General features: G+C 60.0%; 25 protein-coding genes. 14 read left to right on the top strand and 11 right to left on the bottom strand.

Annotated elements, in window-relative coordinates:
• Positions 1–124 precede the first annotated feature (124 nt).
• Together fdxA and LJE98_RS10375 are read left to right on the top strand one after the other, a co-directional pair.
• The gene (gene fdxA, locus LJE98_RS10380; RefSeq protein ID WP_102021031.1) at positions 125–463 is read left to right on the top strand and encodes a ferredoxin FdxA; all 339 of its coding nucleotides are present in this window, start codon (positions 125–127) and stop codon (positions 461–463) included.
• A 384-nt stretch (positions 464–847) separates the two neighbouring features.
• Complete coding sequence (locus LJE98_RS10375) at positions 848–1423, top strand: CarD family transcriptional regulator (protein WP_229575144.1); 576 nt, start codon at positions 848–850, stop codon at positions 1421–1423.
• A gap of 138 nt (positions 1424–1561) precedes the next feature.
• On the opposite strand, the gene LJE98_RS10370 is transcribed toward LJE98_RS10375, so the two are convergent.
• The 3 genes from LJE98_RS10370 to LJE98_RS10360 form a co-directional block, all read right to left on the bottom strand.
• Positions 1562–2299, bottom strand: coding sequence for a Bax inhibitor-1/YccA family protein (locus LJE98_RS10370; RefSeq protein WP_229575143.1), 738 nt, complete (start codon positions 2297–2299; stop codon positions 1562–1564).
• Positions 2300–2475: 176 nt separating this feature from the next.
• Positions 2476–5022, bottom strand: a complete 2547-nt coding sequence (locus tag LJE98_RS10365; protein WP_229575142.1) for an ABC transporter permease — start codon at positions 5020–5022, stop codon at positions 2476–2478.
• Positions 5019–5732, bottom strand: a complete 714-nt coding sequence (locus LJE98_RS10360) for an ABC transporter ATP-binding protein (protein ID WP_229575141.1) — start codon at positions 5730–5732, stop codon at positions 5019–5021. The genes LJE98_RS10365 and LJE98_RS10360 overlap by 4 nt, the downstream gene beginning before the upstream one ends.
• Positions 5733–5806: 74 nt before the next feature.
• Between LJE98_RS10360 and LJE98_RS10355 the strand changes: the two genes are divergently transcribed.
• Complete coding sequence (locus LJE98_RS10355) at positions 5807–6454, top strand: arylesterase (RefSeq protein ID WP_229575140.1); 648 nt, start codon at positions 5807–5809, stop codon at positions 6452–6454.
• 327 nt (positions 6455–6781) lie between these two features.
• Here the strand turns inward: LJE98_RS10355 and LJE98_RS10350 are convergent, their stop codons facing one another.
• Positions 6782–7735, bottom strand: a complete 954-nt coding sequence (locus tag LJE98_RS10350) for an SDR family oxidoreductase (protein WP_229575139.1) — start codon at positions 7733–7735, stop codon at positions 6782–6784.
• Positions 7736–7907: 172 nt separating this feature from the next.
• Between LJE98_RS10350 and LJE98_RS10345 the strand changes: the two genes are divergently transcribed.
• Entirely contained in the window at positions 7908–8789 is an 882-nt protein-coding gene (locus tag LJE98_RS10345; protein WP_229575138.1) for an AraC family transcriptional regulator, read from the top strand.
• Between the two features lie 248 nt (positions 8790–9037).
• Positions 9038–9631 carry an RNA 2',3'-cyclic phosphodiesterase gene (thpR, locus tag LJE98_RS10340; protein WP_229575137.1) on the top strand — a complete coding sequence of 198 codons (594 nt, stop codon included), beginning with the start codon at positions 9038–9040 and terminating at the stop codon, positions 9629–9631.
• Here the strand turns inward: thpR and LJE98_RS10335 are convergent.
• Positions 9580–10038 (bottom strand): low molecular weight protein-tyrosine-phosphatase, encoded by a 459-nt coding sequence (locus LJE98_RS10335; protein ID WP_229575136.1) that lies wholly within the window; start codon positions 10036–10038, stop codon positions 9580–9582. The two genes, thpR and LJE98_RS10335, sit on opposite strands and share 52 nt — an antisense overlap.
• Positions 10039–10075: 37 nt before the next feature.
• Here LJE98_RS10335 and LJE98_RS10330 point away from each other — a divergent pair, with 37 nt between their 5' ends.
• The 4 genes from LJE98_RS10330 to rlmN all read left to right on the top strand — a co-directional run bounded on the left by LJE98_RS10330 (position 10076) and on the right by rlmN (position 13079).
• Positions 10076–10378, top strand: coding sequence for a 4a-hydroxytetrahydrobiopterin dehydratase (locus LJE98_RS10330; protein WP_229575135.1), 303 nt, complete (start codon positions 10076–10078; stop codon positions 10376–10378).
• Positions 10379–10454: 76 nt separating this feature from the next.
• A complete protein-coding gene (locus tag LJE98_RS10325) occupies positions 10455–10835 on the top strand; it encodes a YkvA family protein (RefSeq protein WP_229575134.1) in 381 nt (126 codons plus the stop codon).
• 263 nt (positions 10836–11098) lie between these two features.
• Positions 11099–11602 carry an invasion associated locus B family protein gene (locus tag LJE98_RS10320; RefSeq protein WP_229575375.1) on the top strand — a complete coding sequence of 168 codons (504 nt, stop codon included), beginning with the start codon at positions 11099–11101 and terminating at the stop codon, positions 11600–11602.
• A gap of 238 nt (positions 11603–11840) precedes the next feature.
• A complete protein-coding gene (gene rlmN / locus LJE98_RS10315; protein ID WP_229575133.1) occupies positions 11841–13079 on the top strand; it encodes a 23S rRNA (adenine(2503)-C(2))-methyltransferase RlmN in 1239 nt (412 codons plus the stop codon).
• 36 nt (positions 13080–13115) lie between these two features.
• Here rlmN and LJE98_RS10310 read toward each other — a convergent pair whose 3' ends face one another.
• A complete protein-coding gene (locus LJE98_RS10310) occupies positions 13116–13757 on the bottom strand; it encodes a LysE family translocator (RefSeq protein ID WP_229575132.1) in 642 nt (213 codons plus the stop codon).
• A gap of 74 nt (positions 13758–13831) precedes the next feature.
• Complete coding sequence (locus tag LJE98_RS10305) at positions 13832–14695, bottom strand: SDR family NAD(P)-dependent oxidoreductase (RefSeq protein WP_229575131.1); 864 nt, start codon at positions 14693–14695, stop codon at positions 13832–13834.
• A 240-nt stretch (positions 14696–14935) separates the two neighbouring features.
• On the opposite strand from LJE98_RS10305, the gene LJE98_RS10300 reads away from it, so the two are divergent.
• Positions 14936–16159, top strand: a complete 1224-nt coding sequence (locus LJE98_RS10300) for an argininosuccinate synthase (RefSeq protein WP_229575130.1) — start codon at positions 14936–14938, stop codon at positions 16157–16159.
• A 52-nt stretch (positions 16160–16211) separates the two neighbouring features.
• On the opposite strand, the gene LJE98_RS10295 is transcribed toward LJE98_RS10300, so the two are convergent.
• Both LJE98_RS10295 and LJE98_RS10290 read right to left on the bottom strand, forming a co-directional pair.
• The gene (locus LJE98_RS10295; RefSeq protein WP_229575129.1) at positions 16212–17402 is read right to left on the bottom strand and encodes a multidrug effflux MFS transporter; all 1191 of its coding nucleotides are present in this window, start codon (positions 17400–17402) and stop codon (positions 16212–16214) included.
• 117 nt (positions 17403–17519) lie between these two features.
• Positions 17520–17954, bottom strand: a complete 435-nt coding sequence (locus tag LJE98_RS10290; RefSeq protein ID WP_229575128.1) for a hypothetical protein — start codon at positions 17952–17954, stop codon at positions 17520–17522.
• Between the two features lie 188 nt (positions 17955–18142).
• Here LJE98_RS10290 and LJE98_RS10285 point away from each other — a divergent pair, with 188 nt between their 5' ends.
• The 4 genes from LJE98_RS10285 (at position 18143) to ppa (ending at position 23620) form a co-directional block, all read left to right on the top strand.
• Positions 18143–20206 carry a M3 family metallopeptidase gene (locus LJE98_RS10285; RefSeq protein WP_229575127.1) on the top strand — a complete coding sequence of 688 codons (2064 nt, stop codon included), beginning with the start codon at positions 18143–18145 and terminating at the stop codon, positions 20204–20206.
• A gap of 157 nt (positions 20207–20363) precedes the next feature.
• Positions 20364–22184 (top strand): translational GTPase TypA, encoded by a 1821-nt coding sequence (typA, locus tag LJE98_RS10280; RefSeq protein ID WP_229575126.1) that lies wholly within the window; start codon positions 20364–20366, stop codon positions 22182–22184.
• A 186-nt stretch (positions 22185–22370) separates the two neighbouring features.
• The gene (locus tag LJE98_RS10275) at positions 22371–22877 is read left to right on the top strand and encodes a GNAT family N-acetyltransferase (protein WP_229575125.1); all 507 of its coding nucleotides are present in this window, start codon (positions 22371–22373) and stop codon (positions 22875–22877) included.
• A gap of 206 nt (positions 22878–23083) precedes the next feature.
• The gene (gene ppa / locus LJE98_RS10270; RefSeq protein ID WP_229575124.1) at positions 23084–23620 is read left to right on the top strand and encodes an inorganic diphosphatase; all 537 of its coding nucleotides are present in this window, start codon (positions 23084–23086) and stop codon (positions 23618–23620) included.
• A 2-nt stretch (positions 23621–23622) separates the two neighbouring features.
• Here the strand turns inward: ppa and LJE98_RS10265 are convergent, their stop codons facing one another.
• A complete protein-coding gene (locus tag LJE98_RS10265) occupies positions 23623–23937 on the bottom strand; it encodes a DUF167 domain-containing protein (RefSeq protein WP_229575123.1) in 315 nt (104 codons plus the stop codon).
• 35 nt (positions 23938–23972) lie between these two features.
• Positions 23973–24245 (bottom strand): YggT family protein, encoded by a 273-nt coding sequence (locus LJE98_RS10260; protein WP_229575374.1) that lies wholly within the window; start codon positions 24243–24245, stop codon positions 23973–23975.
• Between the last annotated feature and the right edge of the window lie 63 nt (positions 24246–24308).

Raw genomic sequence — 24308 nt, 5'->3', positions numbered from 1 at the left:
ACATGCCGTCCGACAGAATTTTTCCGGCGGGGCGCGAGCCTTCCGAGCGGGGTGTCAGCCCTGACGGAATGACCCGATATTCGCCCCTCGCCTGCCGTTCGAGAACGTCATCCTGGAGTGCCGCATGACCTATATCGTCACCGACAACTGCATTCGCTGCAAATATACCGATTGTGTCGAGGTCTGCCCCGTCGATTGCTTCTACGAGGGCGAGAACTTCCTCGTCATCCATCCGGATGAATGCATCGACTGCGGCGTGTGCGAGCCGGAATGTCCTGCTGAGGCGATCAAGCCCGATACCGAGCCGGGTCTCGACAAGTGGCTGAAAATCAATGCCGATTACGCAAAGATCTGGCCGAACATCACGGTGAAGAAGGAGCCGATGCCGGAAGCCAAGGAAATGGACGGCGTCGACGGCAAATTCGAGCAGTTCTTCTCGGAAAATCCGGGCTCCGGAGACTGACAGGCCACCTCCTGTCGATGGCTGGCGCAGATCCTGCGTGCGATTCCATTACTTAAAGTCGGATTCGTTGTCCGGTGCGTCACGATTGTGGCGCACTGCACTAAAATATTGATTTCCTCGTCTTTTTGTGATAGCCTCTTGGAACTGTTCCACTTTGCGGCATAGCTATGCCCTGAACCACCACGAAAGCAACTTCACCAAAGCGCGATTTCCGTGACGTCGGCGACACTGCTCGTGTCGTGTCTCTGTCGCGACTAGGTGATGTTCAACTGCGTGACGGACTGGATCAGGATGACAAGTTTCGCAGTCTTGTCGTCTCATCCGGGCCTGACCGACCCGGCGCCGGCATCTCGCCGGGAGCAAAACAGGGAGTATTTGAATAGAATGACGACCCAGCAGAAAAAGAGTTCCTCGGCGCGCCACGGTTTCAAGACCGGCGAGTCGATCGTATACCCCGCCCATGGCGTGGGTACCATCACCGCCATCGATGAGCAAGAAGTCGCCGGCATGAAGCTTGAGCTTTTCGTAATCGATTTCGAGAAGGACAAGATGCGCCTGAAGGTTCCGGTCGCCAAGGCCGTGAGCATCGGGATGCGCAAGCTGTCGGAGACTGATTTCGTCGATCGTGCGTTGAAGGTTGTGCAGGGCAAGGCCCGTGTGAAGCGCACAATGTGGTCGCGTCGTGCGCAGGAATATGATGCCAAAATCAATTCCGGTGACCTGATCTCGATCGCTGAAGTTGTTCGTGACCTGTTCCGCGCCGAAAACCAGCCCGAGCAGTCTTACTCCGAGCGTCAGCTTTACGAAGCCGCGCTTGATCGTATGGCTCGTGAAATCGCCGCCGTGAACAAGATGTCCGAGACGGAAGCCGTTCGCCTTGTCGAGGTCAACCTCGCCAAGGGCCCCAAGCGTGGCAAGACGGTCGAGGAAGACGATACCCAGGAAGAAGAAGCCGCGTAAGCTGCTTCAGTGCATGGTCATGGAAAAACCTCCGGCGAGAGCCGGAGGTTTTTTTATGTCTGCAGCAGGCATGGGCCGTGGTGCGGGCAAAGAAAAACCCCGCCGAAGCGGGGTTTTCCAGAGGGTCGACCCTATCGACTACTCGCGGTTTCCGAGGAAGCGCAGCATGAACAGGAAGAGGTTGATGAAGTCGAGATAGAGACGCAGCGCACCCATGATGGCGTTGCGGCCTGCCATCTCGCTTGAGTGGCTCTCGTGGTAGGACTCCTTGATCGCCTGGGTGTCGTAAGCCGTCAGACCGGCGAAGATCAGCACGCCGATCACGGAGATCGCGAAGTCCAGGGCCGACGAGGCCATGAAAAGATTGACCAGCGAAGCGATGATCAGACCGAAGAGACCCATCATCAGGAATGAGCCCATGGCCGACAGATTACGCTTGGTCGTGTAGCCATAGAGCGACAGGGCGCCGAACGAAGCTGCGGTGACGAAGAAGGTCTGGACGATGCTGGCGCCCGTGTAGATCAGGAAGATCGACGACAGGGACAGACCCATCATAGCGGCATAGACCCAGAAGGTTGTCTGCGCGGCTGCGACACTCATCTTGTGGATGCGGAAGCTCAGGAAGAACACCATGGCGACCGGCGCCAGGATGACCACCCACTTCAACGGGCTCAGGAAGATGGCCTGGCCGAACGCGGTCAATTCGCCGTTGGAAACGGCCATCTGAAAGGTGGCGAAGGCTGCGATACCAGTGATGGCGAGGCCCAGTGCCATCAGGTTGTAGACCTTCAGCATATAGGCGCGCAGACCTTCGTCGATCATCGTGGCCGACTGGGTCTGACCCGTGCGGCTCTGATAGTTGCGAAGTTCGGACATGTTTTCCTCTCTCAAAGCTTCGATGTTGGACGGTAGAGCCATGTAATGACCCCCGCACCGCTGCGAAGCCCAGCATGCGTGGCCTTAATATGAGGGGTTCCCGTGTCATCGACAAGGGCCGCAAGCTTAAATCGCGGTAATCCTGGGCGGACTATGCCGGTGTCCGCCCTGGTCCTTTACAGCTCCCGCAGGACAGGTGCTGCCTTCTGACCCAAAATGCGCCACGTTCCGGCGAGGCCGATGCCGATCGTGACGACGAGCGCGATCACGAGCGTCATCAGCGCGACGTCGGGCAGGAAGCTCGACGGCAGGTTCATGATCTGGGTCAAGACGAACCATGCGATCCCGCCGCCTGCGATCAGGGCGAAGACTGCCGTCGCTGCGCCGAGCAGCATATATTCATAGGTGAAGGCACGGATCAGCATGGCACGCGTCGCCCCCAGCGTCTTGAGGATGACGGCATCATGTGTGCGTGCCCGGTTGCCCGCGGCAAGCGCGCCCGACAGAACGAGGACCGAGGCGATCAGGGCAATGGCGGCTGCGGCGCGGATTGCGGTCGCCAACTGCCCGACGAGACGATCCACGATGTCGAGCGCATCCTTGACGCGGACGGTGGTGATCGTCGGAAACTGCTGGGTGACAGAGCGCAGGATCGATGCCTCTTGGGCCGCGGTTGCATCCTGATCGATCAGGGTTGCGAGCCAGGCATGGGGCGCTCCGGCAAATGTGTTGGGCGAGAAGACCATGACGAAGTTCATCGACAGGCTCTCCCACTCGACCGAGCGGAAGTTGGCGATCCTTGCCGTGATGTTGCGGCCGAGCACATTGATCGTGATCGTGTCGCCGATCTTCAGGCCCAGTTCACGGCCTTCCTCCTCCGCAAAGGAAACCAGCGGCTCGCCGGTATAGTCATCCGTCCACCACTCGCCTTCGGTGACGGTGCTGTTCTCGGGAATGTTGCGCGCATAGGTGAGGCCTCGGTCACCGCGTAGAACCCAGCGTCCTTCCGGTGGTACCTCGACCTTGGCCACATCGACACCGTTGAGTTCGACAATGCGGCCGCGCAGCATCGGCACCTCGATCAGCTTGCCCTGTGGCGCCATGCTTTCCACCAACGTGCTGAAGCCTTCGATTTCGCCGCTCTGGATGTCGACGAAGAAGAAGTTCGGCGCACGCTCCGGCAGGTTTCCGGTCAGTTCACGTCTAAGGTTGCCGTCGATCAGCGCCAGTGCGACGAGCAGGCTGAGGCCGAGGCCGAGTGACAGTGTCACTGCGGGCGTCAGCGCACCGGGCCTATGAATATTGCCTACCGCCATCCTCAGAGCGGCCGAGTGAATCCGGGGGCTGCGCCTGGCGACCCAGGCAATTCCCATGGCGACCACCCGAAGCAGCACGAAGCCGGCCGCCATGGCCGCCAGGAAGATCGTCGCGATCCGTTGCTGTTCGGATGTGAAGATGGCCAGAGCCGCAAGTGCGCCGAGCGCCAGTGCCATGGCAAGCAGATAGGGCCAGGACGGCAGGCCGGCGGCTTCGAAGCCCTGTTCCCGGAACAGCGCGGTTGCCGGGACTTTCCTTGCATGTCCGAGCGGCAGGATCGCAAAGGCAAAAGTAACCAGCATGCCGAACACGGCCGCGAGAAGCAGGGCGCGTGGATAGATGGTCGCTTCAGCGGAAATGGGCAAGATTCCAGAGAGGTAGCTCGCGACGATCGGTGGTGCGATTACACCCAGCGCAAGGCCGGCCAGAATGCCGATCGATGCGACGAGTGTAATCTGGATCAGGTAGACCATCACCACGACGGAGGCCGGAGCGCCGACACATTTCAGCGTGGCGATGACCGTCCGCTTGGAGTCGAGGAAGGCGCGAACCGCATTTGCGACGCCGACGCCACCAACCACCAGCGCCGTGAGCCCGACGAGCGTCAGGAATTGTGAGAAGCGCTCGACATTCTCGGTGAGGGCAGGGGCTGCACGGTCGCTGCCGCGAATGGACCAGCCGGCCGTCGGGAACTCCGCCTGGGCCTGTTCGCGGATCGCCTCGGCCGTAGGCGCCGGCGCGGCGTAGCGGATCTTGTAAGCGTGTTCAATGAGGCTGCCGGTCGTCACGAGGCCGCTTGAAAGCAGTCCTTCACGGCTGGTCAGGAAACGCGGTGCAAATCCGAAGCCATCGGAGATCGAGTCGGGTTCAGTGACAATTGTGCCGTTGATCCGAAAGCGGGCGTTGCCGACCAGCAATTCGTCGCCGACCTTGATGTTCATGCGGTCGAGAAGGAGCGGGGCGACGACTGCGCCATAGGCTCCCCCGGTCGAGGCCAAAAGTTCGGCGAGCGGCTGATCGGGTTCGGCTACGAGGCTACCGTAGAGAGGATAGGCCTCGTCGACTGCCTTTATCTCCACCAGCGACTGATCGGAGCCGTCGGCGAGACGGGCCATGGAGCGCAGATTGGTCGTTACCGAGACCGCACCGAAACGCTCCAGGAAGGCCAGTTCCTCCGGTGTCGCCTCACGGTTGTCGAGTTCGAAGCGTACATCCCCGGCCAACAGCGTGCGGCCTTCCGATGAGATGGCGTCGGTGATCGCCGTCGAGACGGAGTTGACCGCAGCAATGGCGCCGGTGCCGAGCGCGATACAGGCGAGGAAGATGTAGAAGCCCTTCAGTCCGCCGCGCAGTTCGCGCAGCGCAATACGGAAGGCGACGGAGAAGCGCGTGCCGAACGATGTCATGCTGGCACCGAAGCGAGACGGGCCTGCTCGTTTCGGCTGTCGCCCGCGATCTGGCCCGAGGCCACACGGATCTGGCGTGTGCAGCGGGCGGCGAGTGACGGGTCGTGGGTCACCAGGATCAGTGTCATCCCGCGTTCGCTTTGCTTGGTGAAGAGGAGATCGGCGATCTGCCGGCCGGTTTCCGTGTCCAGGTTGCCTGTGGGTTCGTCGGCGATGAGAACGGCGGGCGAGGGTGCGAGCGCCCTGGCGATCGCGACGCGCTGCTGTTCACCGCCGGACAACTGGCCGGGATAGTGGCTGAGGCGCTCTCCAAGCCCGACGGCATCCAATTCCTTGCGCGCGATGTCGAAGGCGCCTTTCACGTTCGCAAGCTCCAGCGGAACGGCGACGTTTTCGAGCGCAGTCATGTTGGCGATCAGATGGAAGGACTGGAAGACGATACCGATGTTCTTGCCGCGGAAATCCGCAAGCCGATCCTCGCTCAGCGTATGGAGCGGTGTGTCACGGACATGGATCTCACCGCTGTCGAGGCGTTCCAGTCCGGCGAGCACCATCAAAAGCGTCGATTTTCCCGAGCCGGATGGCCCCACGATCCCGACCGCCTCGCCTTCTGCGATGGAAAGGTCGATGCTCTTCAGAACGTGAACGGAGGCTGCGGCATTGCCCAGGGTGAGATCGGCGCTTTTCAGTTCGATGATGCTGTTTCTCACACTCGGCCATCCTATATCTGACGAGACAATGCTCCGCTGCACTGCGGAACAACTGCCAATCTAGGGAAGGCACCATGACATTTAAAGCAGCGCTCCTTCATTTCGCCGTGATCCTGATCGCCGCGCTCGCCGGTCCCAGGTTTGCAGCGGCCGAGCCCCTGCAACTCGTCGGGTTCGGCGACAGCCTGATGGCAGGCTATCAGCTGCCTCAGGAGGACGCCTTGCCAGCCCAGCTTCAAAGGCAGCTGGTTGCCCAGGGGCATGAGGTGGTGATCACCAATGCCGGCGTCTCCGGCGACACGACATCCGGTGGTCTGTCCCGTGTCGACTGGTCGGTTCCCGATGGGACAGATGGCGTGATTCTTGAGCTTGGAGCGAATGACGCCCTGCGCGGGATTGCACCGGAGCAAACTGAAAAGAACCTCGAACAGATCATCATACGATTGAAAGAACGCAATATTCCGATCTTCTTCGTCGGGATGCTGGCTCCGCCCAACATGGGTGACGATTACGCTCGGACGTTCAATGCGATCTATCCGCGTCTCGCCGAAAGATACGATCTGCCACTTTATCCCTTCGTGCTCGACGGAGTGATCACCGAACGTAGCCTTTTGCTCGACGACGGCATGCATCCCAATACCGAGGGGCTGAAGCTGATGGCAGAGCGCATGTTGCCTCTCGCCGGAACATGGGTGGCGGGCATCAGGGGGCAGTCGAATTAAACGCTTGCGCCGGCGCCGTTGACTGACCGCCATGGACGCGACATCCGGCGTGAGGCAGTGGTTCATGCGACGCAAAGGCATTCTATCTGGCGCCGTGCCCACATGGCTGCTGCCCGCTTTTCGCTTGCGAACTCATTGGCGGAATGAAATTTCGGCAGCACGGGGACCACATCACGCTTCACCGTTCGACGCACGTGCTCGGGCTGGGTGGCGGAATTCTGGCCGCCACGGTGCCTGGTTCAAGCCCTTGAGGTGACTGAAGCTGCGCTGCCCGCCAATGTCCGCCTGGCTGGCGGAACACTGGTAGACGCGTTGCAGATCTCTCCTTCAAAATTTCCAGGTGAAGCCCGTCGCATCTTCGGACACGTCCCACAGCTTCGTCATCACGGGCTTGTCGTGAGCGTGGGGGTTCAATGTGCCCTTGCCGACCGGGCCGATGGCTTCCATGCGGCCCGTGGGACCATAGAGAGCGCGTTGCGCGGTCAAAGCCTCTTCGGTCGCACACATCACCTCGGGATAGGATCCTTGCTCGGCGGTCTGAACCATCGGCGTTTTGGTCATGAGCCACCAGATGAACCGCATCGTCCGGCTGCCGCTGGTGGTGATGAGCGATGTTGCAGAAGAGCCGGGATGGCAGACGTAGACCTTCACGTTGGTTTTGCCTGCCACCTGCAGCCTGTCTTGCAATTCGTAAGCAAACATCATCTGAGCCAGCTTGCTTTGCGAGTAGGCGGTGTTCGGGCCATAACCTTCTGTCCAGTTCATGTCGTCAAATCTGATCGTCTTGAGCCCCAAGTTGTAGCCAAGGCTGGCCACGACGACGATCCTGCCGTGTGACGCCTCGATCCGCTCGAAGAGCAGACCGCTGAGCAGGAAGTGGCCGTAATGGTTGGTGCCGAGCTGGCTTTCGAACCCATCCTCGGTCAGCTTGCGCTTCGGTACCTGGGCGATGGCGGCGTTGCAGATGAGCGCGTCGATCCGGGGAACGGTCTTTAGAATTTTGGCTGCGGCTTCTCGCACGCTGGCAAGCGAGGCGAGGTCCATGCGGACGAAGCTCACATCGGCGTCTCTGCCGAACTCGTTCTTCAGTTCCGCGACTGCAGCCTGTGATTTTTCGGTCGAGCGGTTCAGCATCACAACTTTGGCGCTCTTCTTAAGAAGCATCCGGGCCGCCTGGAATCCAGCACCCGCGTTCGCCCCAGTGATGAGGTAGGTCTTGCCGTCGAGACTGCCAATGCGGTCCGGGGTCCAGCCCTTGGGTCCGAATGTTGTGTCTGGCATTGTCTTGCTCCTTTGGTCGCCGGCCAACGCCGCGCGAGTTATGGGTCTCGTCCTGTCTTGAGATTGCAGATAACTCTCATGGGTGCTTTGAAACAGGCGAATGAATCGCGATTTCTTGCCTAATTGTATCAAGGTGGTTGCCAAGCGGGTTCTGGTCGCTAGACATGCTCCCATGTGCAAGACCCAGATCAAAAACCTCATCATCAGTCGAACTGACCGGGACGGGCTGACGGAGACTGGTATTCCCGGCGTGCGTCTGTTTCGGGCCACGGAAGCCATTCCGTGCATTCCGGTGGTCTATGACCCCTGCGCCGTGGCCATCGTCAGCGGGGCGAAGGAAGCCGTTTTCGACGGGCAAAGGTATGTCTACGACGACAGCGAATATCTGTGCTGCCCGATGTCGATGCCCGTCAAAGCCGGCACACCCGCAGCATCGCCTGAAGCGCCTCTCTACGGCGTCATGATCGCGCTGGACCCGCCCATCATGACCGGATTGGCGATGGAAATGGAGAATGCCAGCGGCGTCCTGCCCATGACCAAAGAAGCGTTGCGCGCTCAAGGGATCAAGCTCGCCAGATGGGATGATGGCTTTGCCGATGCGCTGCTGCGTTTGCTGCAACTCGTGGGAAGTCGGACGGATATTGCAGTTCTTGGCAAGGCGCGCTTGCTGGAGGTGTATTATGCAATCCTCAAGGGCGATGCGGGCCTCTTTGCGAGGCAAGCCTTTGGTACCGGAAATGCCATCGCGCGTTCCATCGCACACGTGTCGTCAAATCTGGATGCAACGATCTCGATCGATGACATGGCAAGCCGCGCTGGCATGAGCCGGGCCGTGTTTCATCGCAAGTTCAAGCAGGTCACGACGATGGCGCCGATCCAATTCGTAAAATCGATGCGCCTCAACAATGCTGCGATGAAGATCGCGGGGGGCATGACCGTGAGCGAAGCGGCCATGGATGTCGGATATGTGAGCCCGTCGCAATTCAGCCGGGAGTTCAAGCGCCTGTATGGCCAGTCGCCAAGGCAATGGGGAGAGGCCCAGCAGGCGCTGTAAACCGGACGCTTTGACACCGGTACCAGAGCGTCCCTGGCGGGGAACGGCCTTGCGCTTTCAAGCGTTTGCGCAGCAACCGCTGCTGCCTTGGCATTGCTGCTGTTTCGCACGAAGTCGTCGAGATCAAAGCCATCAGCCCGCCAGATCCCACGTTTTGACCGATGGGCGATAATTTTTACCATGCCCTTGCGCCTGATGTCATTGCGTGATTCGCTGTCATCACCTGCAAAAGATTCGGGGAGCGCTCCATGCCGAGATTGTTCACTGCCCTCGAAATTCCGCGCAACGCCGCCATGAGTCTCTCATTGCTTCGCGGTGGCCTCCCCGGAGCGCGCTGGATCGATGTGGAGAATTACCACATTACATTGCGCTTCATCGGCGACGTGGATGGCAGGACGGCGGACGAGGTCGTCGACAGGCTCGACCGGATCGATCGCCCCGAATTTTCCCTGGCTCTGAACGGCATCGGCTCCTTCGGTTCGAAGAAGCCTCATTCGATCTGGGCAGGCGTTTCAGGCGCGCCGGAACTCTACGCGCTTCAGGGCGAGATCGAACGGATCTGCCAGCGTATCGGCCTTGCTCCCGACCCACGCAAGTTTACGCCCCATGTGACACTGGCCAGGCTCAAGGCTTCGCGGGTGGAGGACGTCGTGCATTACCTTGGAGGCCGCGGGGATTTCCAGACCGCCCCGTTCCGGGTCGGACGCTTCGTCCTGCTCTCTTCCCGGGATTCGGTCGGCGGCGGCCCCTATCTGACCGAAGAGGTCTTCCCGCTCCGAGAGACGATGGGCTATTCGAATTTCGCAACGACGGCGCTGCAGCCCGAAAAGAGCATGCTGTAAACGGCCTCAAAGTCTTCCAGGTCACCGTAATAGGGGTCAGGCACATCCTGCCTTGTGCCGAATGCGAGATCGGCGAAAAGGTGCAGGCGAGCCGTTGCCTCGGCCGGCATCATGGTCTCCAGTCTCGCCAGATTGCTGTTGTCCATCGCAACCACCAGATCGAAATCGACGAAATCGTCGCGGCGGACCTGCCGTGCGCGTTGGTGCGCGATATCGATGCCTTTCGCGGCTGCCACCTTGATCGATCGCCGATCGGGCGGGTTGCCGACATGCCAGCCACCAATTCCGGCCGAGGCGATCACAGGCTTTTCGCTGGCAGCCTCCGTCAGGTGACGATAGATTCCTTCCGCCAGCGGTGAGCGGCAGATATTGCCAAGGCAGACGAAGAGAATTGAAGGTGCCGGCATGGATTGATCCTGGAAGGCAAACGAGGAGTGACGGCAGATGAAATACGAAAAACTGGATACGACGTCCATTGCGGCTCGTCTCGGAGAGATGCACGGCTGGACGGCGGGCAGAGACGGTGCTGCCATCGAAAAGCACTATGTCTTTCGCGATTTTCGCCAGGCCTTCGGCTTCATGACCGAATGCGCGCTTGCAGCGGAGAAGTTGGACCATCATCCGGAATGGTTCAACGTCTACAAGAAGGTCGACGTGATGCTGACGACCCATTCTGCCGGCGGTGTGACGGAACTGGATTTCAAGCTTGCCGTTCTCATGGATCTGGCTGCGGCTCGAAACGGATAACGATGTGCGGCGATTGAATTCGGTTCGCTCGCTTCACATATGATTGATCGGGTCCGAACGAAAGGATCGATGGGCTATGGATGATGTGAAGATCGGTGAGATCCTGCTTCCGGGCGACGAGAAGACGCAGGAAAGGCAGGAAGAGAAGGTGCGTAGCCGTTTCTGGCCCACCTTCAAGAAAGCCGCCCGGCAAATCCCTTTTTCTCGGGATCTGGTTGCTGCCTATTATTGCGCAACGGACCGCGAAACACCTTTTCGTGTCAGGGGCATCCTGCTGGCGGCCCTGGGGTATTTCGTCCTGCCAATCGATGTTGTGCCGGATATTCTCGCGGTTGTCGGTTTCACTGATGATATTGCAGTGCTGACGACGGCGATCGCCTTGATAAACAGGCATATCAAGGATCGCCACTACGACGAGGCCGACAGGGTGCTGGCTGACGACGCGCTTCCCACCTGAATGGTCTCGGGGCGGCCCCGGAGTTCAGGGCAGCCCAATTCTTGCCTTTTTCTTTCCATCTACATCATGCGTGAGATCGATGCCCGGAAAGCGTTTTTCGCGGCTTTCGGGGCGCCAGGCAGAATGTTGACGCCGATTATGACAACAAGGCGCGCACCGTTCATCGTTTGGTAAGGTAAATTAAGTCAAACTGAACACAGGTTTTGACGATGAGCGCCCGGCCGGATGGCCGGGTGATGGATGGAAACAACCGGCAGGAAGACATGTTCGTAAGAAGTAGCGTAACCGCACTGGCAATCCTCCTGGCGAGCAGCGGGCTCGCCAACGCGCAATCGCCCACGCGGATCGAGCAGTTCAAGGCCTGGGGCGCCTATTCCTACAAGTCGAATGGCGGCACCGTTTGCTACGTGCTGTCAGTTCCGACCGCAAAGGAACCGGCCAGCGTCAATCACGGCGACATCTTCTTTGTCGTGTCGCAGCGTCCCGGTCAGAACATCTCGTATGAACCGCAGGCGATGATGGGTTACCCGATGAAGGGCGACTCCAAGGTCAATGTGACGATCGACAGCAAGAGCTTCGTCTTGTTCGTCAAGGACAGCTCGGCCTGGGTCGAGAACGCAGCTGAAGAGCCTGCGCTCGTCGCTGCCATGAAGGGTGGTTCGTCGATGACGGTCAAGGCGACTTCGGCACGTGGCACCGCCACGAGCTACACCTATTCGCTGTCCGGTATTTCGGCTGCCCTGCAGAAAATCCAGAACTGCAAGTAAGTCCGGATCGGCAAATCTTTGTGTGAGGGGCCGGTAGCATCTACCGGCCCCTTTCATTTTCGCATAGCCGCATCGCAGGCAGTCGGGGTGACGGAAAGCAAAAAAGCTGCTATTGCCGCTGAAAAATAGGGCATTGGGTTCGAGCGACCCTGTCCGCCATGATCCATGAATTCATACCTGCCAGCCGAGACGCGCTCGATCCGAGCTTGCTTCTCCCTATGGTCCAGAGGTCCTGACGATGACTGCTACAGTGACGCTTCCCGAGCGTGGCCAGACGACGGCCCCGGTTCGCTCCAGCGCTTTTGCGGAAAAACCCAGCCTGATCGGCCTTGACCGAGAGGAGCTGGGCGAGGCTCTGCGCGACAAGGGCGTGCCGGAGAAGCAGATCAAGATGCGCGTGGCGCAGATCTGGAACTGGCTCTACGTGCGGGGCGTCTCCGACTTCGACCATATGGTGAATGTCTCCAAAGACATGCGCGGAATGCTCAAGACGCATTTCACCATCGCCCGTCCCGAGATCGTCGAAGAGCAGGTCTCCAATGACGGTACCCGCAAGTGGCTGCTGCGCTTCCCGCCGCGCGGGGCCGGCCGGCCGGTCGAGGTCGAAAGCGTCTATATCCCCGAAGAAGGCCGCGGCACGCTGTGCATTTCGAGCCAGGTCGGCTGCACGCTCACCTGCTCCTTCTGCCATACCGGCACACAGAAGCTCGTGCGCAACCTGACAGCCGAAGAAATTCTGGCCCAGCTCCTGCTCGCACGCGACCGTCTCGGCGATTTCCCCGATCGGGAAATCCCTGTCGGGACCATGATGCCGTCGAGCGATCGCAAGATCACCAATGTCGTCATGATGGGCATGGGCGAGCCGCTCTACAATTTCGAGGAAGTGAAGAAGGCTCTGCTGATCGCGACGGACGGCGATGGTCTGTCACTGTCCAAGCGGCGCGTCACGTTGTCGACGTCGGGCGTGGTGCCGGAAATCTACCGGACCGGCGAGGAGATCGGCGTGATGCTGGCAATCTCGCTGCATGCCGTGCGCGACGAGCTGCGCGATATGCTGGTGCCGATCAACAAGAAGTATCCGCTGAAGGAACTGATCGAGGCCTGTCGCAATTACCCGGGCCTCTCGAATGCACGTCGCATCACCTTCGAATATGTGATGCTGAAGGACGTCAATGACAGTCTTGAGGACGCCAAGGGTCTGATCCAGCTCCTGAAGGGCGTGCCGGCGAAGATCAATCTTATTCCGTTCAACCCGTGGCCGGGCACCAATTATCAGTGTTCCGACTGGGCGCAGATCGAGAAGTTTGCCGACTTCATCAATCAGGCCGGTTATGCCTCGCCGATCCGCACCCCGCGCGGCCGCGACATCCTCGCCGCCTGTGGCCAGCTCAAGTCGGAATCGGAACGCATGCGCAAGACCGAGCGTCTGGCGTTCGAGGCGATGATGATCGCCAATCATGGCGAAGACGACGAATAGGACCAACCGGGCGCTTTCGTCCGGTTATCCCTGCCGTCACTTGGCCTGGGTCATGAAAATCTTCAGCGCAAAAACGGAAAAGACGCCGGCAAAGGTGTAGTCGATGCCGCGCAGGACCCTGCGGTTCGCCTGCAGCCAGGTCGACATGAAGTCCGCCCCATAAACGATGCCAAGGCCAATCGGCAGCGACAAAATGATCGACCAGAGGCCCAGGAAGATCAGCTTGCCGGTGACGTTGGGATCGGTCGCGGTCACGAACTGCGGCAGGAAGGTCATGAAGAAGATGATGACCTTGGGGTTCAGGAGATTGACCCAGAGCCCGTTCAGGAAGGCCCCCTTTTTCGAGACGACCGCAGCGCCATCCGCCTTGATGACGAAATTCGATCCATGTCTGATGGCCTGGAGAGCAAGCCACAAGAGATAGGCGGCGCCGCCGGTCTTCAGCAGCAGAAAAGCTGTCGGGGAGGCAACGATCAGCGCTGAAATGCCAAAGGCAACCAGCATGGTGTGGATCGAAATTCCGAAACTCGTACCCGCCAGCGTCATCAGGCCGATGACGCGGCCATCGCGCAGGGAGCGGCTGATCCAGAGTGTCATGTCCGGCCCAGGGGTGATGGCAAGCAGCAGAAGCGCCAGGCTGAAGGCAAGAAATACTGGAAGGCTGGGGACGAAATCCATGAAAAACACCGCATGACAAGGCACCCGCGACTTGCGGGTGCTTCATCCTTAGCGGCCTTCACTGGCGTTGCCAATCAGCCTTTTGGGACCGATAGATACGTCTTGAAGGCGTCGGCGTATTCCGGATGCCAGCGCGAGAGCGGGGGACGATTCTCGATGATGTCGCCGGCGGCCCAGGCGATGCGCTTTTCGTCGAGCGCGCGGGGCACGTCGTTGTCCGGGCAGAGGATGTAGAAGTCGCCCCTGACCAGGCTTTCCAGCATGAAATCGACCGTTTCCCCCGGCGTCCACGCGCCGGCCGGCTTCTCCGTCTTGCCGTTGGCGGTGAGAGACGTGAAGACGAAGCCGGGGATGAGCAAGTGGGCAGTGACATTGCACTCCGCCGTGTTGCGCAAATCGTGCTGCAGCGCCTCGGTGAAAGCCTTCACGCCAGCCTTGGACACATTGTAGGCGGGATCACCGGGCGGGGTAGTGATGCCTTGCTTCGAGCCTGTGTTGATGATCAAGGCCGCATCCTTGTGCGCGACCATGCCGGGACCGAAGGTGCGCGTGCCGTTGACAACGCCCATCAGGTTGACGCCGAGCACATTCTCCCAGTTTGCCTGGGGACCGAAAAGTGCGCTGCCCGGCTGAATGCCAGCATTGTTCATCAGGACATGGACGCGTCCGAAACGCTGGATGACGGCGCGCTCCAGCGCTTCGAGTTCACCCAGCTTCGACACGTCCGCGCCGATCGCGACGACATCGGCCTCTCCGCCAGGGGCGATGGCCATGACTTCGCCTGCGGCTGCGGCCAGCCGGTCTCCCTCAAGGTCGACCAGGACGACGCAGAGACCCAGGGCCGCGAAGGCTTTGGCCGCGGCAAGGCCGATGCCGGAGGCGGCGCCAGTGATGACGGCGACATGGCCCTTTGCAAGAGCGGGATGCTGGATCGTCATGGGCAAATTCTCTCTAGGTCAATGGCTTTGGAAGTGAGGGCGATATGGTACCCGGATCCGGCTTCGTCAACATGGCGGCAAATCGGTTTCCGGCGTGCGCCGCTATCGGACCCAACCGATCTTGACCGCCACCTCGGCCGGTCGATGCCCTTGCACACCAGCGGAATCTCGCTAAAAGTGCCGCCATTCTTGATCCAGGCGGGGTTTGAGCCTCGCATCCTCCAGACGGAACGCATCGATATGGCACTCCCCAAAGACGTGAAGAAAGTCGTCCTCGCCTATTCCGGCGGTCTCGACACCTCCATCATCCTGAAATGGCTCCAGACCGAACTCGGTGCTGAGGTCGTGACCTTCACCGCCGACCTAGGCCAGGGCGAAGAGCTCGAGCCGGCGCGCAAGAAGGCCGAGATGCTGGGCATCAAGGAGATTTTCATCGAGGACGTGCGCGAAGAATTCGTCCGCGACTTCGTCTTCCCGATGTTCCGCGCCAATGCCGTCTATGAAGGTGTCTACCTGCTCGGCACCTCGATTGCCCGCCCGCTCATTTCCAAGCATCTGATCGACATTGCCAAGAAGACCGGTGCCGATGCCATCGCCCATGGCGCGACCGGCAAGGGCAATGACCAGGTCCGTTTCGAACTCTCGGCCTATGCACTGAACCCCGATATCAAGATCATCGCCCCGTGGCGCGACTGGGCCTTCAAGAGCCGCACCGATCTCCTGGCCTTTGCCGAGCAGAACCAGATCCCCGTCGCCAAGGACAAGAAGGGCGAAGCCCCGTTCTCGGTCGATGCCAACCTGCTGCACTCCTCGTCCGAGGGCAAGGTTCTCGAAGATCCCTCCGTCGAGGCCCCGGAATACGTGCATATGCGCACGATCTCGCCGGAAGCTGCCCCGGACAAGGCCACCATCATCAAGGTCGGCTTCGAAAAGGGCGATGCTGTCTCGATCAATGGCGTTCGCATGAGCCCGGCTACGCTGCTCGCCGAACTCAACACCTATGGACGCGACAACGGCATTGGCCGTCTCGACCTCGTCGAGAACCGCTTCGTCGGCATGAAGTCGCGCGGCGTCTATGAGACCCCCGGCGGTACGATCCTGCTTTCGGCACACCGTGCCATCGAGTCGATCACGCTCGACCGCGGTGCGGCCCATCTCAAGGACGAGATCATGCCGCGCTACGCCGAGCTGATCTATTACGGCTTCTGGTTCTCGCCCGAGCGCGAGATGCTGCAGGCCCTGATCGACAAGAGCCAGGAGCATGTCGAAGGCGAAGTGACGCTGAAGCTCTACAAGGGCAATGTCATGGTGATCGGCCGCGAGTCCTCGAAGTCGCTCTATTCCGACCAGCTCGTCACCTTCGAAGACGACCAGGGCGCCTACGACCAGAAGGATGCCGCCGGTTTCATCAAGCTGAACGCGCTGCGCCTGCGCACGCTCGCCAAGCGCAATCTCGGCAATTAAGTCCGCATCGTCATTCAAGATTGCCCGCCTTCCTCCTGGAAGGCGGGCTTTTTCATGCCCGGCGTTCAAGATGTCGGAGCCACAGGAAGCCTGCGACCGCGCTCAGTTCCATGAAGGGGATGATGATGCCGAAGGCAGTGAGTGGATTGCCGATCACGGCTGCAGCGACCCCGCCTGCAAAACCCGCGCTCATCTGAAGGAAACCCGTCAGGGCAGACGCCGATCCTGCAATGTGAGGGAACGGCGCCATGCTCATTGTCACGACATGGGGGCTCAAGAAGGCGAGCCCGAAGGTGCATATCGCCACAGGCCCCATGATCGAGAGGAAGAAGGGCGGCACGAGCGCGACCGACACTGCCATGACGAGGGCGCCGGTGCCGCAGAGTGCGATGCCGATCCTCGACGCCGTGAGCCCCGTGATCCGGCGAGAGGCGAGTTTCAGTGTGAGCGATCCCGTCAAATAGGCGCCTGACTGCATCAGCATGCCCAAGCCGAACTGTGTGGGTGTCAGGCCGACCTCGCCGATCAGCACGAAGGGCAGCATGGTCGACTGGGCGTAAAGGGCGCCGATGGTGCCGCTGAGCACGAGGGACGCCGCAATGAAGCGGGCATTGCCGGCGACTTCTATATAGTTGCGCCACAACTGGCCGGGTCGCAGGCGGCCCAGATCCGGTACAATCGTTTCCCGGAGCAGAAACAGCGTGAAGGCCATGGCCATCAGGCCAAAGGCGACCATCAGCAGGAACACGGCGTTCCAGCCAAAGGCCGCAAGGGTCAGGCCACCGAGGGTTGGCCCCATGGCCGGGCCGACTGCGAGAAAGATGCCGATCGTGTTGAGGATGCGTGCGGCATCGGCGCCCGTATAGAGATCGCGAACGATGGCACGCCCGACGACAACGCCGACCGATGCGCCGATGCCCTGCACGAGGCGGGCGGCGAGGATGAATTCGACGCTCGGTGCAAGAAAGGCAAGGAGGGAGCCGGCGAGATAGATCGCAAGAAAGATCAGTGTTGCCTTCTTGCGTCCCAGCGCATCGGCAAGCGGCCCGGCGACCAGCTGAGCAAGGGCAAAGCCTGCGAAGAACATCGAGAGACTGAGCTTGATCGCTGCGTCCGTGGTCTCGAAGGCGCGAACCAGCTCGGGCATTGCCGGCGTGTAGATCGCCATGGAAATGGGGCCGAGCGTCGTCAGGAAGGCGCCGAGAAATGCGGTGCGGCGCTCGCTCATGCGCATTTGGGTCATGAAAACTCGCTCAATGTATTGCGGCTGGCGCACCAAATCGGCCAGCGCCCTTGTGCACTTAGAGCGAATAGGTGTTCGGATCGAGTCCCGTGTTACGAGACGTAGCGACCATAACCATCAGGTGTTGCGGGCAAAGAAGTCCAGCACCTTCGAATAGGAGTCCGCCACATCCATGTCGCCGATCATTTCGGCGAGCGATTGCTGGGTCCTGTAGTATTCGGCGTAGTCGAATTGCGTGTCGTCGGTAAGCGTCGAAAGATCCGTGACGTTTCCGTTGCGGTCGACCATTTGCAAGGGTAGCTCGGTGGACAGTTCGCGATAGGTGTTTTCGTCGATCTCGTCGCGCTGGAAGCTCTCGCCTGCGATCTCACGCATCCGCCGCGGTGTCATGCTGGCAAAGACCGACAGAGCCTCTTCGAAGATGTCCGTATCGCGGCTGAGGGCCCTCTTCGGCTCGAGGTCGGAGAGGCGGACGTCGGTCTGGGAGTTGCTTTCTTTGACGCGGAGCGAGGAGACGCCGACCGGCTGGATCGGAAAGATTTCCATGGCCATGGACCGTCCTTTCATAGGATCCACCGATTTACGGGCCTATTCGAATATACGTCAATGTTGCAGGAATACGCTGCCGGAAAAATCTGTTCTTTTTCACTGATTTTTGCGTGCGCGTCCTCATTCGGCCGGGATAGCATGCGGCAAATCAGTGCGCCGCGCTCCCATGCGGCGCCGAAGGAGGTTTGTGAATGACTGAGTCGTCCGTATTCAATCCCGCTGTCATCGACTGGAAGGGCCCGCATGGCCTGCCGCAATTCGATCAGGTCGGTGACGACGATTATGCGCCGGCCTTCGAGGCGGCCTTGAAGGAACACGACGCCGAGATCGATGCGATTGCCGGCAATCCGGAGCCTGCGACTTTCACGAACACCATCGTGGCGTTGGAACTCGCGGGTGACGCGCTGTCGCGCGTGTCAGCCCTGTTCTGGAACCGCGCCGGTGCTCACACCAATCCGGGCATCCAGGCTCTGGAACGCGAAATCGCGCCGAAGATGTCGCGCCATTATTCAAAGATCGGGATGAATGCGGCGCTCTTCGCGCGGATTGATGACCTCTGGACCCGCTGCGCCGATCTCGAACTCACGCTCGAAGAGAGCCGGGTTCTGGAGCGCCACTGGAAGGGTTTCGTCAAGGCGGGCGCCAAGTTGCCCAAGGCGGAGCAGGAGCGTCTGGCCGCGATCAACGAGCGCCTGGCGAGCCTTGGCGCCAGTTTCGGCCAGAACGTGCTCGCCGACGAATCCTCCTGGATCCTGCCGCTGTCCGGTGAAGACGATCTCACCGGCATCCCCGCCTTCCTGCGGGATGCCATGGCTTCGGCCGCAGCCGCACATGGCGGCGCGCACGGCCATGTGGTTACACTCTCTCGCTCGATCATCGAGCCGTTCCTGACCTTTTCTGAGCGTCGCGACTTGCGGGAGACGGCGTTCAAAGCCTGGACCTCGCGCGGCATGAACGGTGGCGAAACCGACAACCGGGCGATCGTCAAGGAGACGCTGGCGCTCAGGGCCGAAAAGGCAAAACTGCTCGGGTACAAGGATTTCGCTTCCTACAAGCTCGACAACACCATGGCCAAAACGCCTGAGGCCGTAAACGGCTTGCTGATGCAGGTCTGGGAGAAGGCCGTATCGCAGGCTCGCGCCGAGGAAGCCGAACTTGCAGCGCTGATTGCCGAAGAAGGCAAGAACCACGCGGTCGCGCCCTGGGACTGGCGTCACTATGCCGAAAAGCTGCGGGCGCGGAAATTCAGCTTCTCGGAGGCTGAGCTGAAGCCCTATCTGCAGCTTGAGAAGATCATCGAGGCCTGTTTCGATGTCGCGGGCCGCATCTTTGGCATCCGCGCGGTGCCCCTTGCAAATGTCGTCGGCTATCATCCGGATGTGCGCGTCTTCGAGATCCGGGACCGGAACGATACAGTCGTCGCGCTCTTCCTCGGAGATTATTTCGCCCGTGCATCCAAGCGATCCGGTGCCTGGATGAGCAGCTTCCAGGCGCAGCATCGACTGACGTTGAAAAACGGCCGGCATGGCGAATTGCCGATCATCTATAACGTCTGCAATTTTGCGAAGCCCGAACCTGGCCGTCCGGCGCTTCTGTCTCTCGACGACGCGCGGACGCTCTTCCACGAATTCGGCCACGCGGCGCATGGCATGCTGTCGAATGTCACCTATCCCTCCGTTTCCGGCACGGGCGTCTCACGCGACTTCGTCGAACTGCCGTCGCAGCTCTACGAGCATTGGCTGACAGTGCCGGAAATCCTGAAGACTTATGCGGTCCACTACCAGACCGGCGAGCCGATGCCGCAGGCCCTGCTCGACAAGGTGCTGGCAGCCCGAACCTTCAATGCCGGATTCAACACGGTCGAGTTCACCTCGTCCGCCCTGGTCGATATGGCCTTCCACACGCAGGGCGCCGTCGAGGATCCGATGGCCGTGCAGGCCGAGGTGCTGGAGGCAATCGGCATACCGTCGTCAATCGTCATGCGTCATGCAACGCCCCATTTCCAGCATGTCTTCTCCGGCGACGGCTACTCGGCCGGCTATTATTCCTACATGTGGTCGGAGGTGCTCGACGCGGATGCCTTCGCCGCCTTCGAGGAAGCGGGTAATCCCTTCGATGCGGAGACGGCCCTCAAGCTCAAGACGCATATCTACGCGTCCGGTGGATCTGTTGATCCGGAGGATGCCTACAAGGCATTCCGCGGCAAGATGCCAAGCCCCGAAGCCATGCTGAAGAAGAAAGGGCTTGCGGCCTAAGCCTCCCAAGACCGGCCAAATTCGACGTCGGCGGTAACCATCGCCGGCGGATCGGGCGTTTCCCCCTTTCGCAAATGCAAAAAACAAGCTATGAGCGCGCCAAAGTAAATCGGCGCCTCTCTCCCGTATTGCGCCCCAGCTATCAGAGATCACAAACATGAAAATGCGCAACATCGCGATTATCGCGCACGTCGACCATGGAAAAACGACCCTTGTGGACGAGCTTCTGAAGCAGTCGGGCTCTTTCCGTGAGAACCAGCGCACCGCTGAGCGCATGATGGACTCCAACGATCTCGAAAAGGAACGTGGCATCACGATCCTGGCCAAGGCCACTTCGATCGAGTGGAAGGGTCACCGCATCAACATCGTCGACACGCCCGGCCACGCCGACTTCGGTGGTGAAGTCGAGCGCATCCTGTCGATGGTGGATGGCGCGATCGTTCTGGTCGACTCGTCCGAAGGTCCGATGCCGCAGACCAAGTTCGTCGTCGGCAAGGCGCTGAAGGTCGGTCTTCGCCCGATCGTCGCGATCAACAAGATCGACCGTCCGGATGGTCGCCACGAGGAAGTCATCAACGAAGTCTTCGATCTCTTCGCCAATCTCGACGCGACCGACGATCAGCTCGACTTCCCGATCCTCTATGGCTCTGGCCGCGACGGCTGGATGAACGTCAACCCGGAAGGTCCGAAGGATCAGGGTCTCGCCCCGCTGCTCGATCTCGTGCTCGAGCACGTTCCGGAGCCAAACGTCGAAGAAGGCCCGTTCCGCATGATCGGGACGCTTCTCGAAGCCAACCCCTTCCTCGGCCGCATCATCACTGGCCGCATCGCATCTGGTTCGATCAAGCCGAACCAGGCCGTCAAGGTTCTCGGCCAGGACGGCAGGACCGTGGAAACCGGCCGCATCTCGAAGATCCTCGCGTTCCGCGGCATCGAGCGTCAGCCGATCGAAGAAGCGCATGCAGGTGATATCGTCGCCATCGCCGGCCTCTCCAAGGGTACCGTTGCCGACACTTTCTGCGATCCTTCGGTCACCGAAGCCATGACTGCCCAGCCGATCGACCCGCCAACGGTCACCATGTCCTTCCTCGTCAACGACAGCCCGCTCGCCGGTACCGAAGGCGACAAGGTCACGAGCCGCGTTATCCGCGACCGCCTGTTCAAGGAAGCCGAAGGCAATGTCGCGCTGAAGATCGAAGAATCTGACGGCAAGGACTCCTTCTTCGTTTCCGGTCGTGGCGAATTGCAGCTCGCCGTCCTGATCGAAACCATGCGTCGCGAAGGCTTCGAGCTTGCCGTTTCGCGTCCGCGCGTCGTGATGCACAAGGACGAGGACGGCACCACCATGGAGCCGATCGAAGAAGTCGTGATCGACGTCGACGAAGAGCATTCCGGCGTCGTTGTGCAGAAGATGTCCGAGCGCAAGGCCGAGATGGTCGAGCTTCGTCCGTCCGGCGGCAGCCGCGTTCGTCTGCGCTTCTACGCACCGACACGTGGCCTGATCGGCTACCAGTCGGAACTGCTGACCGATACGCGCGGTACGGCGATCATGAACCGCCTGTTCCACGACTACCAGCCTTACAAGGGCGCGATCACCGGTCGCGTGAACGGCGTGCTTCTCTCCAACCAGTCCGGGGAAGCCGTTGCCTATGCGATGTTCAACCTGGAAGACCGCGGCCCGATGATCATCGAGCCGGGCGAGAAGGTCTATGCCGGCATGATCATCGGCATTCACACGCGTGACAACGACCTCGAGGTCAACGTGCTCAAGGGCAAGCAGCTGACCAACATCCGCTCTGCCGGCAAGGACGAAGCCGTCAAGCTCACTCCGCCGATCCGCATGACGCTCGACCGCGCCCTGTCCTGGATCCAGGATGACGAGCTGATGGAAGTGACGCCGAAGTCGATCCGCCTGCGCAAGATGTTCCTCGATGCGAACGACCGCAAGCGCATGGATAAGGCCAAGGCTGCCATCTGAGACTGAAGTCTTTGAAAATATGTCGCGTTTTGAAACCCCGGTCTGCAAGGCCGGGGTTTTGTTTGTGCATCGCTCTCCTCCTGCCTTGCGAGGAAGGTTAAAAAAGCGTTAAATTTTCCCCGTGGGACCGATGCAGGTCCAGGCTCCGCGCCTCGCCAGTCAGGCGCGCCAGGGGTGGGTTACGTTATGAAGACGTTGTCGATCGACATGCGTTTGGCAGGTCCGGGGGATGCAGCAGCCGTTGCGGATGCTCATCGCAGTGCCTGGACACACGCTTATTCCGGCATCATTCCCTACCGCGCCCTGACCCGGATGATCGAGCGACGCGGCGAAAGCTGGTGGCGCAAGGCGACCCGTGGCCCGGCCACAATTCTCGTGGTCGAGGTGGCCGGGATGGTCGCCGGCTACGCCTCTCTCGGATACAACAGGGCTCGCGTCTTGCCGCATGAAGGCGAGATCTACGAGCTCTACCTGCGCCCGGAATATCAGGGCATCGGCCTAGGATACCAATTGTTCCACGAGGCGCGGCGCATGCTGAAATCTCTCGGCTGCAACGGCATGGTGGTCTGGTGCCTCGAGGACAGCGAGATCGCTGCGAACTTCTTCCGCTCGAACGGCGGCGTCGATGCCGTCGAAGGTGTCGAAGATTTCGACGACGTACACCTGAAGAAGCTCGGCTTCATCTGGAACTGACTGCCATCGAATAGTCGAACGCGTTTCGACGGCCGGTTGTCGCTCCTCGCGGCGCCGATTGGTCCTTCCGGTTGGCACGCGGCTGATACCTCGGCTGCTCCTGTATCGCTGCGAGGGCGGAGAGGCTTCTCCCAAAGCCGTGTTGCATTGCGCCATATTTCCCATTAGGTAGCGCAGGAATTCAACACTCTACGGGGTCCAAAAATATGCGTATTGATGCAATCGCCATCGGCAAGAACCCGCCGGAAGACATCAACGTCATCGTCGAAGTTCCCGTCGGCGGCCAGCCGATCAAGTATGAGATGGACAAGGACGCCGGCACGCTCGTCGTCGATCGCTTCCTCTATACCCCGATGACCTATCCGGGAAATTACGGCTTCGTGCCGCATACGCTTTGCAAGGACGGCGATCCGCTCGATGTTCTGATCTGCAACACCCGCCCGCTCGTTCCGGGCTGCGTCATCAATGTACGCCCGATCGGGGTGATGATGATGGAAGATGATGGCGGCATGGACGAGAAGATTCTCGCCGTTCCGGTCCCGAAGCTGACGCGTCGCTACGACAAGATCACCAACTACACGGACCTGCCGGAAATCACACTCAAGCAGATCCAGCACTTCTTCGAGCACTACAAGGATCTGGAGCCTGGCAAGTGGGTGAAGATCGGCGACTGGCAGGATGTCGATTTCGCCAAGCAGATCATTCTGGACTCGATCCAGCGTGCCAAGGACGAAGACAAGTAAGCTCAGATCGCTGCGAGCGCGTCTATCTTCGATTTCAAATCCTCCGGGTCGCCATCGATCCGGAGGATTTTTTGTCTGGCGGTATCGCCGGAGACGACTGAAATCAACGACTTCGGTATCTTCAAGGATTTCGAGAGCAGGGCAATCAGTGCCTTGTTGGCCTTGCCCTTTTCCGGCACCGCGGACACACGTGCTTTCAGATGTGCCAGACCGTCGGCCGAAACATCCATTCCGTCGAACGCGTTGCGCCCGCCATTCGGTGTCAGCCGAACAGCGAGCAGTATATGGTTCTCGTGGAGGCAGATAAATTCGCTCAAGTCAGCGAAGCATCCTACTTAAATGGAAAGCGATATCAGAGGCGCATCAGCAAATTCTGCAGGAAGAAGATGACCACGAGTGCGATGATCGGAGAAATATCGATCCCGCCAAGATTGGGAATGAAGCGGCGAATTGGCCTCAGCACCGGCTCGGTGACCTGATACAGGAACTCGCCAATGCTCGCGACAAACCTGTTGCTCGAGTTGATGACATTGAATGCAAACAGCCAGGAGAAAATGGCACTTGCGATGAGAATCCATTTGAAGATCTCGAGCGCGTAAAAAATTGTGACAAGCAGAGCTTCGATGACGGGCATTCAGATCTCCATTTCTTAGTTGACAGAGATGTAGACATTGGCGACTTAACGGAC

Source organism: Rhizobium sp. 'Codium 1', from assembly GCF_020889605.1.
Taxonomy (GTDB): domain Bacteria; phylum Pseudomonadota; class Alphaproteobacteria; order Rhizobiales; family Rhizobiaceae; genus Allorhizobium; species Allorhizobium algae.
Note: the sequence above shows the minus strand (reverse complement) of the source record. Positions and strands in the feature narration are given on the sequence as shown.